At 62.5% G+C, this 12689-nt stretch carries 12 protein-coding genes and 1 pseudogene; 8 read left to right on the top strand and 5 right to left on the bottom strand.

What is annotated here, in order from left to right:
• The first annotated feature begins 103 nt into the window (after nucleotides 1-103).
• The 4 genes and pseudogenes from omp10 to QTL96_RS26200 all read left to right on the top strand — a co-directional run.
• Nucleotides 104-472, top strand: coding sequence for an outer membrane lipoprotein Omp10 (omp10, locus tag QTL96_RS26215; RefSeq protein ID WP_289729775.1), 369 nt, complete (start codon nucleotides 104-106; stop codon nucleotides 470-472).
• 213 nt (nucleotides 473-685) lie between these two features.
• Nucleotides 686-2617 (top strand): 5'-nucleotidase C-terminal domain-containing protein, encoded by a 1932-nt coding sequence (locus QTL96_RS26210; RefSeq protein ID WP_289729774.1) that lies wholly within the window; start codon nucleotides 686-688, stop codon nucleotides 2615-2617.
• A gap of 148 nt (nucleotides 2618-2765) precedes the next feature.
• Complete coding sequence (gene hemH / locus QTL96_RS26205) at nucleotides 2766-3803, top strand: ferrochelatase (protein ID WP_289729773.1); 1038 nt, start codon at nucleotides 2766-2768, stop codon at nucleotides 3801-3803.
• Between the two features lie 41 nt (nucleotides 3804-3844).
• Nucleotides 3845-4000, top strand: a pseudogene (locus QTL96_RS26200) (riboflavin biosynthesis protein RibD); the annotation flags it as partial.
• Nucleotides 4001-4041: 41 nt separating this feature from the next.
• Here QTL96_RS26200 and queE read toward each other — a convergent pair.
• From queE to queC, 3 genes are read right to left on the bottom strand one after another with little or no spacing between them, the layout of a single operon-like run.
• The gene (gene queE, locus QTL96_RS26195) at nucleotides 4042-4773 is read right to left on the bottom strand and encodes a 7-carboxy-7-deazaguanine synthase QueE (RefSeq protein WP_289729772.1); all 732 of its coding nucleotides are present in this window, start codon (nucleotides 4771-4773) and stop codon (nucleotides 4042-4044) included.
• Nucleotides 4770-5126 (bottom strand): 6-carboxytetrahydropterin synthase QueD, encoded by a 357-nt coding sequence (gene queD, locus QTL96_RS26190; protein ID WP_112981591.1) that lies wholly within the window; start codon nucleotides 5124-5126, stop codon nucleotides 4770-4772. Before queD ends, queE begins: the two co-directional genes overlap by 4 nt.
• Before the next feature lie 4 nt (nucleotides 5127-5130).
• Entirely contained in the window at nucleotides 5131-5838 is a 708-nt protein-coding gene (queC, locus tag QTL96_RS26185) for a 7-cyano-7-deazaguanine synthase QueC (protein WP_289729771.1), read from the bottom strand.
• A gap of 194 nt (nucleotides 5839-6032) precedes the next feature.
• Between queC and QTL96_RS26180 the strand changes: the two genes are divergently transcribed.
• Both QTL96_RS26180 and QTL96_RS26175 read left to right on the top strand, forming a co-directional pair.
• Nucleotides 6033-7046, top strand: a complete 1014-nt coding sequence (locus tag QTL96_RS26180; protein ID WP_289729770.1) for an SPFH domain-containing protein — start codon at nucleotides 6033-6035, stop codon at nucleotides 7044-7046.
• A gap of 3 nt (nucleotides 7047-7049) precedes the next feature.
• The gene (locus QTL96_RS26175) at nucleotides 7050-7505 is read left to right on the top strand and encodes an NfeD family protein (RefSeq protein WP_289729769.1); all 456 of its coding nucleotides are present in this window, start codon (nucleotides 7050-7052) and stop codon (nucleotides 7503-7505) included.
• 42 nt (nucleotides 7506-7547) lie between these two features.
• Here the strand turns inward: QTL96_RS26175 and QTL96_RS26170 are convergent, their stop codons facing one another.
• On the bottom strand, nucleotides 7548-8543 hold the full coding sequence (locus QTL96_RS26170) for a KpsF/GutQ family sugar-phosphate isomerase (RefSeq protein WP_112981611.1): 996 nt from the start codon (nucleotides 8541-8543) through the stop codon (nucleotides 7548-7550).
• Nucleotides 8544-8683: 140 nt separating this feature from the next.
• On the opposite strand from QTL96_RS26170, the gene QTL96_RS26165 reads away from it, so the two are divergent.
• A complete protein-coding gene (locus QTL96_RS26165; protein WP_289729768.1) occupies nucleotides 8684-10249 on the top strand; it encodes an outer membrane beta-barrel protein in 1566 nt (521 codons plus the stop codon).
• Nucleotides 10250-10297: 48 nt separating this feature from the next.
• On the opposite strand, the gene galU is transcribed toward QTL96_RS26165, so the two are convergent.
• Entirely contained in the window at nucleotides 10298-11185 is an 888-nt protein-coding gene (gene galU, locus QTL96_RS26160; protein ID WP_018899750.1) for a UTP--glucose-1-phosphate uridylyltransferase GalU, read from the bottom strand.
• A gap of 201 nt (nucleotides 11186-11386) precedes the next feature.
• Here galU and QTL96_RS26155 point away from each other — a divergent pair, with 201 nt between their 5' ends.
• Nucleotides 11387-12610, top strand: a complete 1224-nt coding sequence (locus tag QTL96_RS26155; protein ID WP_112945247.1) for a lytic murein transglycosylase — start codon at nucleotides 11387-11389, stop codon at nucleotides 12608-12610.
• Nucleotides 12611-12689: the final 79 nt, after the last annotated feature.

The raw sequence follows: 12689 nt of genomic DNA, 5'->3' as shown, positions 1-12689 counted from the left end.
ATGCCCTGACGCGCGCAAGAAGCCTTGCCTTCCCGGAACGCTCGCGCCATGTGTTCGTTAACCAAGCGTTATGTTTTTCGGTCTGAACTTCCGGGAGAATCTTATGAGACTCAAAACCCTCCTCGTGATCGCGAGTGCTTTGGCGGCCCTTTCGGCCTGCGTTCCGCAGTCCCCGCGTCCGATGCCCGTTGCCGCCGCTCCGGCGCAGACAGGCGTGGAAGGCTCCTGGTCGGATCCGAACGGCATCATCTCCACCTTCCAGGCCGGCACGTTCACGACGCGCACGACCGACACCAACCAGATGCTGGCATCCGGCACCTACATCAACACGTCGCCGACGCTGGTCGAGATCAACATGACCTCGCTGGTGCGCAAAACGCAGTCCAAGGTCAACTGCGCGCTGGTCACCCAGAGCCAGCTCAACTGCACCTCCGACAGCGGCTCGCAGTTCAGCCTCAACCGCCACATGTAAGTCGCCTTGTATGGTCGATCGGAAAAGCTCCCCTCGCGGGAGCTTTTTTTGTTTACCGCTCTTGGAATGCACCCGCGCTGTCACAGGTTTTTCTCTTGTGGCCACTAAGGGTTGATGGAAATATCGACCGTGTAGGGACGGCGGGGCTTGGGGGACTGGTATCCGGCAAACCGGATCAGGTTCGAGCGTCGCCGATAAAACCAGGAGAACAGGATGACGAAATCGTTTCAATTCGGTCTGCTGACAGCGTCCGTATTGGCGCTGTCGAGCAGCGCCGCCTTTGCCGATTACCAGCTCAATATTTTGCACATCAACGATTTCCATTCGCGCATCGAGGCGATCAACAAGTTCGATTCCACCTGCTCGGCCGAGGAAGAGAGCAAGAAGGAATGCTTCGGCGGCGCCGCCCGCCTGAAGACCGCGATCGACCAGCGCCGCGCCGCATTGGCCGGCCAGAACGTGCTGACGCTGAACGCCGGCGACAATTTCCAGGGCTCGCTGTTCTATTCGACATACAAGGGCACCGCCGAACTGGAGATGGTCAACGCCATCAAGTTCGACGCCATGACGCTCGGCAACCATGAATTCGACGACGGCGAAAAGGCGCTGGCGCCGTTCATGGACAAGGTCGCCTTCCCCGTCACCGCCGCCAATGTCGAGATCTCCGACGCCTCGACGATCAAGAAGAAGCCGGAACCCTCGGTCGTGCTCGAGATCGGCGGCCAGAAGATCGGCATCATCGGCGTCGTCACCACCGAAACCCCGGAGCTCGCCTCTCCCGGCCCGAACGTAAAGTTCACCGACGATGTCGCGGCGATTACCAAGGAAGCCGCCAAGCTCAAGGCCGATGGCGTCAACAAGATCATCGCGCTGACGCATGTCGGCTACACCAGGGACCTATCGGATATCGCCAGGATCCCGGATGTCGATGTCGTCGTCGGCGGCCACTCGCACACGCTTCTGTCGAACACCGATCCGAAGGCCGAAGGCCCCTACCCGACCATGGTCGACAATCCCGGTGGCTATAAGGTCCCCGTCGTCACCGCCGCCTCCTACAGCAAGTATCTCGGCGATGTCGTGATCACCTTCGACGACAACGGCGTCGTCAAGGAAGCCAAGGGCGATCCGATCCTGATCGACAGCTCGTTCACGCCCGATCCCCAGATCGCCGCCCGCATCACCGAGCTCGCCAAGCCGATCGAGGACCTGCGCAAGAAGGTCATCGGCTCCTCCGAGGGCCCGATCGAAGGCGACCGCAAGGTCTGCCGCGTCGAGGAATGCTCGATGGGCAACCTCGTCGCCGACGCCATGCTCGATCGCGGCAAGAGCCAAGGCATGCAGATCGCCATCCAGAACGGCGGCGGCCTGCGCTCGTCGATCGACGGTGGCGATGTCACCCAGGGCGAAGTCATCACCGTGCTCCCCTTCCAGAACACGCTTGCCACCTTCCAGCTGACAGGCGCCGATATCCGCGCAGCGCTGGAAAACGGCCTCGGCAAGATCGAGGAAGGCGCCGGCCGCTTCCCGCAGGTGGCGGGAATGAAGTACAGCTTCGACAAGTCGAAGCCGCCAGGCAGCCGCGTTGTCTCCGTCGAGGTCAAGGACGGCGACGCCTTCGTGGCGCTTGATGATGCCAAGACCTACGGCGTGGTCACCAACAACTACATGCGCGCTGGCGGCGACGGCTATTCGATCTTCGCAACAGCAGGCAAGAATGCCTATGACTTCGGCCCCGATCTCGCCGACGTCACCGCCGATTTCCTCGCGGCCCACTCGCCCTACAAGCCATACACCGATGGACGCGTGACCGAGGTCGCCTCTTCGGCTACGGCACCTGCACCGACCGCATCTGAGACGACGGCACCGGCAGCAACCGCACCGGCAGCAACGCCGGCACCGGCCACACCTGAAGCAACGCCCGCTCCCGCCGCTCCGGCGGCAACGGCACCGGCCACGGAAGCCCCTGCGGCTCTCGCCCCGAACACGCCGACCACCCACGTCATCGCATCGGGTGACACGCTGTGGGATCTCGCCAAGCAGTTCTATGGCGACGGTACGCTCTGGAAGAAGATCTCCGAGGCCAACGGCAAGCCGACCCCGCGCCATCTGACTGTTGGCAAGGAGCTGCAGATCCCGTCCAAGTAAGCCTTGCGGCTGGACGCAATAAAGTATGACGATTTGTCCCAATGATGTGAGCCGGTCCGGGGTTTCCCGGGCCGGCTTTTGTTCCTATAGGGTGAACCATTCGATCTCGTCCGCGTATGAGCGGCTGAGCAGCAGAACTGAGGTTTGAATGACGACCGTTGATACCACGCACCATCCGTCGGCACACCCGAAGGTGAACTATGGCAAGGTGGGCGTCCTGCTCGTCAATCTCGGCACCCCTGACGGCACCGACTACACCTCGATGCGCCGCTATCTCAAGGAGTTCCTCACCGACAAGCGCGTCATCGAATGGTCGCCCTGGAAGTGGTATCCGATCCTCTTCGGCATCGTCCTGAACACCCGCCCCGGCAAGGTCGGCAAGGCTTACGAGCTGATCTGGAACAAGGAAAAGGACGAGAGCTACCTGCGCACCTACACGCGCAGCCAGTCGGACCTGATGGCCGAGCGGCTGAAGGATTTGCAGAACGTCAAGGTCGACTGGGCCATGCGCTACGGCACCCCCTCTATCGCCTCGCGCATCCAGGCGCTGAAGGACGACGGCTGCGACCGCATCGTGCTTTTCCCGCTCTATCCGCAATATGCCGCCGCCACCACCGCGACCGTCAACGACAAGGCTTTCCAGCACCTGTTGAAGATGCGCTGGCAGCCGGCGCTGCGCACCGTGCCCGATTATCACGACGACGACACCTACATCGAGGCGTTGGCCAACTCGATCACGAAACATCTGTCGACGCTGGACTGGCAACCGGAAAAGATCATCGCCTCCTTCCACGGCATCCCCATGTCCTACTTCAAGAAGGGCGACCCCTATTACTGCCAGTGCCAGAAGACCGGCCGCCTGCTGCGCGAAAAGCTCGGTCTCTCCAAGGACCAGTTCATGGTCACCTTCCAGTCCCGCTTCGGCCCGGAAGAATGGCTGCAGCCCTACACCGACAAGACGGTGGAGCAACTCGCCAAGGACGGCGTGAAAAAGATCGCCGTCCTGAACCCCGGCTTCGTCTCCGACTGTCTGGAGACGCTGGAAGAAATCGCCGAGCAGGCGGCGCATTCGTTCCACGAGAACGGCGGCGAGAAGTTCGCGCATATTCCGTGTCTGAACGACAGCGACGATGGGATGCGCGTGCTGGAGAAGGTGGTGCGGCGGGAATTGTTGGGGTGGGTTTGAGGCGCGTTGCCTTGAGACGTCGTTAGCCGCTGCGACCAGCCATACCCCCCTCTGCCCTGCCGGGCATCTCCCCCACAAGGGGGGAGATCGGCAAGTGGTGAGGTTTACGCCAAACAATAAAGGTTGGAGCGAGCGGCTCCCCCCAGCCAATCTCCCCCCTTGTGGGGGAGATGTCCGGCAGGACAGAGGGGGGTAACACACGGCAAAACCGAGCCTAAGTGCACTCCCCACCACCCACTCACACCCCCCGCCGATTCCCCCACAACAACACATGCAGCTGCGGCAACACCCTGGCCTCGAACCACCGATCCTCGGTCACCTTCCCGACCAGCCACAACATCCGATCCATGATCCCATCGATATCGATCCTGGCATCATCGTCATCGGCAGGTGGCGGCGTGTGGTTGCCCGGCTGCAGATAAACCGGCAAATCCGGATAGCGCCCGGCAACCTCCCGCGCATAGCGATAATCCCGCTCATCGAACACCACGATCTTAAGCGCGACCTCAGGCCCGCCGGCGGCCCGCGCCAGACAGTCCTCGAACTGCCCCCAATCCGTCTCCATGCCGCTCGACGGCGGCTTCGGGCTCAAGACCAGTGTGTCGAGATCGGTAAACCAATCCCTGGCGACACTGCCCTGCGTCTCCAGCGCGAACCGATAACCCTCCGCATGTCCGCGTGCAATCAGCGGCCCCAGCGGCTGGATCGCCGGATTGCCGCCGGAGAGCGAGACGGTGAGCGGCTGCCCGCCCGAGAGCGAAACGACCTCGGCCCAGATCTCCTCCACCGACATCGGCGTCCATTGATCGCGATATTCGCTGTCGACGGCATGCAGCGTATCGCACCACGAACAGCGGTAATCGCAGCCACCTGTGCGCACGAAAACCGTCGGCAGACCGATCAGCACGCCCTCGCCCTGGATCGTCGGCCCGAAGATCTCGCTGACGCGGATCTTGTGATCGGCGCTCATGGCCGATACTCCGCCCAGGTCTTCGGCGTCTCGCTGACCCGAACGGCCGACGTCTCCGGCAGGATCGCCTTGCACCAGTCATAGAAGTGCTTGGCGAGATATTCCGACGTCACCCTGTTATGACCGAGCACCTCGTTCAGATGCCGGTGATCGAACCGTTCGTCGATGTAACGCTTCAGCGGCGCAAGCTCGTGATAATCGCGCACGAAGCCGTCCGCGTTGAGCTCTGCAGCCGCAAGCTCGACGACGACGATATAGTTGTGCCCGTGCAGCCGCGCGCACTGGTGATCGGCGGGCAGGTGCGAGAGCTGATGCGAGGCGGAGAAGTGGAATTCCTTGGTGATGCGGAACACGGGGTTACACCTCCGTGGCCGAGAAGCCCGATGTCGCCGACTTCCAGAAATCGGCGTCCTCGTACTCCGTCGGGTCTGCGACGCCGGCCAGATGAAACGCCTCGCGCCGCTCGACGCAGGTGCCGCAGCGCCCGCAATGGCGCGCGCCGCCCCTGTAGCACGACCACGTCTCGGCAAACGGCGTGCCGTGCTTCGCCCCATCCGTGACGATATCGGCCTTGGTGGCATTGACGCAGGGCGCCTGCAGCTTGACGCTGGCATAGCCGTCGAGAGCTGCATCCTGCATCACCTGGAACGCGTCGATAAAGCCGGGGCGGCAATCCGGATAGATGAAGTGGTCGCCGCCATGCACGGCAACGGCCACGGCATCCGCCTGCTGCGCGGCGGCAAGCCCGAAGGCGATGGCGAGCATGATGGCGTTGCGGTTCGGAACCACGGTCGCCTTCATGGTCTCCTCGGCATAGTGTCCATCGGGCACGTCGATATTGTCGGTCAGCGCCGAGCCGGTGAGATGGCTGCCGATCGGCCTGATGTCGATGATCTGATGCGGCACGCCGAGCCGCTTTGCGCAGGCGGCGGCATAGTCGAGTTCCTTGCGGTGACGCTGGCCGTAATCGAAGGAGAGAAGGCCGATGAGGGTTTGTTCCGCGGCGATCCTGTGCGCAAGCGAAACGGAGTCCAATCCGCCGGAGCAGATGACGATAGTCTTCATGATGTTTGATCCCTTGTTTTGACCGGGTGGGCTGCGACCGGATGCGGGCGTTCTAGGCCAAAGGGACCACATTGTGAAGAACCAATCGAACCCCCATATTTGATGGGTGAGGCGGCACGACTACCTGAGAGCGTGGCTTTTGAAATCGTCTCGGCTAAGGTGCGGCTATTCGATTCGGGTTTGGGAGGTATTTCATGGTTTTGGGCGGCTTCGACATCGTGGTCATCGCGCTGGTGGTCTTCGTCATCCTGGTGCTCTTCGCCGGCATCAAGACGGTCCCGCAGGGTTATCAGTACACGGTCGAGCGCTTCGGCCGCTACACTCGCACGCTGGGTCCGGGCCTCAACATCATCACCCCCTTCATCGAGCGCGTCGGCGCCCGCATGAACGTCATGGAGCAGGTGCTCGACGTACCGACGCAAGAAGTCATCACCCGCGACAACGCCTCCGTCTCGGCCGATGCCGTCGCCTTCTACCAGATCCTCAACGCCGCCCAGGCGGCCTACCAGGTCTCCAATCTCGAAAATGCCATCCTCAACCTGACCATGACCAACATCCGCTCGGTCATGGGCTCGATGGATCTCGACGAGCTGCTCTCCAACCGCGACGCCATCAATGACCGCCTGCTGCGCGTCGTGGATGATGCCGTCCAGCCCTGGGGCATCAAGGTCACCCGCGTCGAGATCAAGGACATCCAGCCGCCGCGCGACCTCGTCGACGCCATGGCCCGCCAGATGAAGGCCGAGCGCGAGAAGCGCGCCCAGGTGCTGGAGGCCGAAGGCTCGAGAAACGCACAGATCCTGCGCGCCGAGGGCGCCAAGCAGTCGGCGATCCTGCAGGCCGAGGGCCAGCGCGAATCCGCCTTCCGCAACGCCGAGGCGCGCGAACGCCTGGCCGAGGCCGAAGCCAAGGCCACGAAGATGGTGTCCGAGGCGATCGCCGCCGGCGACGTGCAGGCGATCAACTACTTCGTGGCGCAGAAATACACCGAGGCGCTGACCGCGATCGGCTCGGCCACCAATTCCAAGGTCGTGCTGATGCCGATCGAGGCCTCGTCGATCATTGGCTCGCTAAGCGGCATCGGCGCCATCGCCAAGGAAGTCTTCGGCGGCAAGGACACTCTGCCGGCAGCCCCCGCGCCGCGCCAGGTCCAGGCCCCGCGCACCACTCCGCAGGTCAACCCGTTCAACCAGAACCCGGAGCGCTGATCGATGCTGTCCGCCATCACATCGGAATTGGGGCCATGGAGCTGGTGGGTCGTCGGCCTCGTGCTGCTCGCCGCCGAGATGCTGGTGCCCGGCTTCTTCCTCGTCTGGATCGGCCTTGCGGCAATCGCCGTCGGCGCGCTGTCGCTGCTCTTTTGGGATAGCGCCTTCTGGGTCTGGCAGCTGCAGGCGATCCTGTTTGCCGCCTTCGCCGTCGCCGCCACCTTCATCGGCCGCAAGCTGACGCGCGATCACGGCGAGACGGACGAGCCCTTCCTCAACCAGCGCGGCGCCAGCCTCGTCGGCCGCACCGCGACGCTCGCCGAGCCGATCACCGAGGGCCGTGGCCGCATCAAGCTGGACGACACGCAATGGAAGGTGAGCGGCCCGGATCTGCCCGTCGGCGCGCGCGTCAAGGTCATATCAAGCAACGGCCGCGACCTGACGGTCGAGGAAGCCTGATCCCGATCAAGCTCGTCTTGATCCCGATCAAGCTGGCCTTGATCAGGCCACGCCGATCCTGAGAAGATCGTGGAAATGAATAAGCCCGACCGGCTTGTTGTCGTCGTCGACGACGATAAGCGCGCCGATGCTGTGCTTGTTGAGCAATGCCAGCGCCGCGGTCGCCAAGACATTCGGCTTCACCGTCTTCGGCGAACGCGTCATGATATCGTCGACCACGAGCTCCGACAGATTGCGCGAGAGATTGCGCGCCATGTCGCCCTCGGTGACAATGCCGCAAAGCCGGCCGTCTTCGTCCAAAATGCCGACGCAGCCGAAATGCTTGCGCGATAGCGTCGAGATCGCCTCCGGCAGCGGTGTGCCCTTGGCAACCAGCGGCACGCGCTCGCCGGTGTGCATGACGTCGGCGACATGGCTCAAGGCCGCACCCAGCTTGCCGCCCGGATGAAACACATGGAAGTCGCGCGCCGTGAAGCCGCGCGCCTCGAGCAGCGCGATCGCCAGCGCATCACCCATGGCGAGCTGCATCATCGTCGACGTGGTTGGCGCCAAGCCGTGCGGGCAGGCTTCCTCGACATTCGGCATCAGCAGCACGACATCGGACGCCTTGGCCAGCGACGAATCCGGCGAGCAGGTCATGGAGATCAGCGGAATGGAGAAGCGGCGCGTATAGGCGATCACGTTGCGCAGTTCCGCGCTCTCGCCGCCCTTCGATAGCGCCAGCACCGCATCCCCCAGCCCTACCATGCCGAGATCGCCGTGATTGGCCTCGGCGGCATGCATGAAGAAGGCGGGCGTTCCGGTCGAAGCCAGCGTCGCGGCGATCTTGACGCCGATATGGCCGCTTTTGCCGACGCCGGTGACGATCACTCGCCCCGAAATCCCGCCGATCGTTTCGACGGCCTGCATGAAAGGCCCGGCGAGGTCGCCGTCAAAGGCCTGTTCGAGGGACACCAACGACTGTCGTTCGGTGGCGAGTGTGCGCCTGGCCGAGTCGATCACGCCGTTGTCGATGAGATTTACCGCTCGCTTGATCATCGCCATCCGTTAGCCGCTTTCCAGCGCGGTGTCCACCGCAGCGGCGGATTGCGCACTGCTTGCGGCCAAATGGCAACGAATGGTTAACCACGAGGCTTTACGTTCGGGTAACCACTTCGAAGCATGCCGAGCGCGACCATATGGGCCATTGGAGACATACGAGCAGTCTGACGCCGCTCCGCACGGCGGGCGTTGCCGTGTCCGTGGTGCTGGCAGGTCTCGAGCTCATGGCTCCTGTTTCGGCGCTTGCGCAGACGGCGCGCACGGCCGCATCTTCCTCTCCCCTTGCCCAGTCCGCCTACATCGCCACCCCCGATGCAACAGGCGATCAACAGGATGACGGCACGGCCATACCCGGCGCCACGGCATCCGCCGACGACCCGGCCAATGCGAACGACAGCACCGCCAACGGCACCAGCGCCAACACCAGCGCGGCCGCACGCCAAACCACATCAGGCGACCAGCCGAGCGACGAGACCACCGGCTCCATTCTCGACGAAGACATGATGCGGCTGAACACCCGCGAGGCTCCACTCGACGAGCGCAGGCCGCGCAAGCCCGACGTCAATCTCTCGACCGAGGAAACGCCCGGCATCCGCGTCGGAACCTTCGTGCTGCGCCCGACGGTGACGCAGAGCATCAACACCGAGACGCAGAAGGACGGCGACGTCAAGCAGACGCGCGCCTTCCTCGAAACCGACATGAAGACCACGCTGACGTCGGACTGGGCGCTGCATCAGTTGCTGATCACAAGCGAAGGCGCCTGGCAAAAGAATGTCAGTGGCGAAGGCGAGGAGCAGCCGGACTTCCGGATCAACGGCGATCTGAGGCTTGATCTCCCCGAGGAAACCACGGCCCACATCAACGGCGGCTACCACTTCTACCGCGAAGACACCGACGACCCGAACGCCATCCAGAACGCCGACCAGCAGTCGGACGTGCAGGAGTTCACGCTTGGCGCCTCGATCGAGCGCGACTTCGGCATCCTGCGCGGCAGCACCGGCATCGATTTCACCCGCACGATCTATTCCGACGCGACGCTGTCTGATGGCACCGTCGTATCGCTCAGCGACCGCGACCAGACATCGGGCACGCTGCGTGGCCGCATCGGCTACGAGCTGTCGCCTGCCCTGATCCCCTTCATCGAAGGCAATGTCGGCAAGACGGTATACGACCAGACGACCGACGTGGCGGGCTACCAGCGCTCCGGCGACAGCTACGGCGCCAAGGTCGGCGTCGAGGTCGATCTCGGCGAAAAGCTGCGCGGCGAAGTGGGCGTCGGCTACGAGATCGCCAGCTTCGACGACAACAGGTTGTCCGATATCGACGCAACCGTGCTTGATGCCAGCGTCCGCTGGTCGCCTCTGCGCGGCACGGATATCGATTTCGGACTGCAAACCAGCCTGCAGCCATCCACCACGCCGGGTGTCGCGGGCTATATCTCGCGCGCCATGACGACGACGGTCACGCATCAGCTGCGCGACAATCTGGTCGGAACCTTCCTGGGTGGGATTACCTTGCGCGACTATCCATCGGATAGCGCGATCAGCGACGAGACGGTCTATACGACCAGCGCCGGCCTGACCTGGAACATCAACCGATATCTCGATCTGACGAGCACCATCGGTTACGAACTTACCTCCAGAAAAGTCGGCGCCGACTCGCAGCAATGGCGAGCCGGCGTCGGTCTGAAGCTGAAACGCTGATAGCGATCGGAAAGACCGCGAAGCGGCCTCCCCTTCGATCGCCTGATATCAGAGACCCTTGAGCAGGTCCTTGAAGCCCTCGATCACGGTCGGGCGGATATCCGCACGCTCGAGCGCGAAGGCAACGTTGGCGAGGATGAAGCCATCCTTGGCGCCGCAGTCGTAGGTCGTGCCCTTGAAGTGGTAACCGGCGAAAGCCTGGTCCTTCAGGAGCTTCAGCATGCCGTCGGTGAGCTGGATCTCGTTGCCGGCGCCGCGTTCCTGGGTTTCCAGGATCTTGAACACTTCCGGCTGCAGGATGTAGCGGCCGTTGATGAAGAAGTTCGACGGTGCGGTGCCCTTGGCGGGCTTTTCGACCATGCCGGTGATGCGGAAGCCGTCACCGATCGCGTCGCCGACGCCGACGATGCCGTACTTGTGGGCCTGATCGGGCGCGCACTCTTCGACAGCGATGATGTTGCCGCCGCTCTGGGCATAAAGGTCGATCATGCCCTTCATGCAGCCCTTGGCTTCGCTCTTCATGATCATGTCGGGAAGCAGCAGCGCGAAAGGCTCGTCGCCGATGATCTCGCGGGCGCACCATACGGCGTGACCGAGGCCGAGCGGCTCCTGCTGGCGCGTGAAGCTCACGGTACCAGCCTTGGGAAGCTGGCCTGCGAGCAGCGTGATTTCGGCGTTCTTGCTGCGCTCGCGCAGCGTCTGCTCAAGCTCGAAATGGATATCGAAATAGTCTTCGATGATGTGCTTGTTACGGCCCGTCACGAAAACGAAATGCTCGATCCCGGCTTCCAGCGCTTCGTCCACCACATACTGAATGATCGGCTTGTCGACGACAGTCAGCATTTCCTTCGGAACGGCCTTCGTGGCCGGAAGGAAGCGCGTGCCGAGACCGGCGACCGGGAATACAGCTTTGCGAACTTTTTTATGCTCTGCCACACAGGCCTCCTGGGATGATTCTAACGCTTGAAATATAACGCGATTTTGATCGGATTAGATGAGATTTGCTACGGTTTTGCAAATAGTGACTGTGTTCGTGCGTCATGGTAAAGAATTTGTTGACTCCGTTCGGGTAGTCTCAGGCCTGAGCGGAATTTTTGCGCTCTGCTGTGCCTGAAACGAAAGGACGGATGACCGCCGATGACTCAAAATCACAAAATCTCCCTTCGTGGTCTTGCATTCGCATTCATCATGACCGCATCCGCCAGTCTGGCGCCTGTTAACGCCATGGCCGACCAGCGGTTCCAGAAGTGGATCGCGGACTTCTATCAAACTGCCGCTCAAAATGGCATCAGCAAGGCAACTTATCGTAAAGCTTTCTCAGGCGTCAGCGACCCTGACCCTACGGTGCTGGAAAAGGCTACTTATCAGCCTGAATTTACGACGAAAATCTGGGATTACGTGGATTCTCGCGTAAATCCCTATACCGTCCAGATCGGCCGCAAGATGATGGCCAAACACGCCTCTACGTTGAATTGGATCGAGCGGAACTTCGGTGTCGACAAGACGATTCTCCTGGCGATTTGGTCGATGGAATCGAACTACGGCGCGGTGCTCGAGAAGGACGACAGGCTGCATTACGTGCCCCGCGCGCTGGCGACACTCGCCTATGCCGACGCCAAGCGCACCAAGTTCGCGCAGAAGCAGCTGATCGCCGCCCTGAAGATCCTGCAGAACGGTGACATCTCGCCTGATGGCATGACCGGCTCCTGGGCCGGCGCCATGGGCCACACCCAGTTCATCCCCACCAGCTACCTGCTCTACGCCGTCGACGCCGACGGCAACGGCCACCGCGACATCTGGAACTCGGTTCCCGACGCGCTCGCCACATCCGCCAATCTCCTGAAGAAGAACGGCTGGGATTTCGGCAAGACCTGGGGCTACGAAGTCCAGGTTCCATCAAGCGCGCTGAAGCACGTCGGCAAGACCATGACGCTGTCGCAGTGGGCAGCCCTTGGCCTGAAGCGCCCGAGCGGGATGGGCTTCAAGGACGGCTCCGGCAAGGCGGTCTTGAAGATGCCCGCCGGCAATGACGGCCCGGGCTTCCTGATGACCAGCAACTTCTACACCATCAAGAAGTACAACGCCTCCGACAGCTACGCGATTGCCGTCGGCCTGCTCGCCGACGAGATCGCCGGCTATGGCGGCATGAAGCAGCGCTGGCCGCGCCCGGATGGCACGCTCGACGTCAAGGAGAAGTTCGAGCTGCAGACCCGCCTGAAGGCGCTCGGCTACTATGACGGCGAGGTCGACGGCAATTTCGGCAGTGGTTCCAAGGCCGCGATCGCCGCCGTCCAGGGCCGTATCGGCATGCAGGCGGATGGCGAACCCTCGCTGCCGCTCCTGAACGCGCTTCGCAAGTAGCCGTCACGTCGCGATCAAAAACACGCGCACCGCGCTTTGGGGTGTGGACGCCCGTCCCGCTCCATGAGAAAATAAGCGT

Origin of the sequence: Rhizobium sp. S163 (genome assembly GCF_030380805.1) — a bacterium.
Taxonomy (GTDB): Bacteria; Pseudomonadota; Alphaproteobacteria; order Rhizobiales; family Rhizobiaceae; genus Rhizobium.
This window is presented reverse-complemented; position numbering and strand designations above follow the sequence as displayed.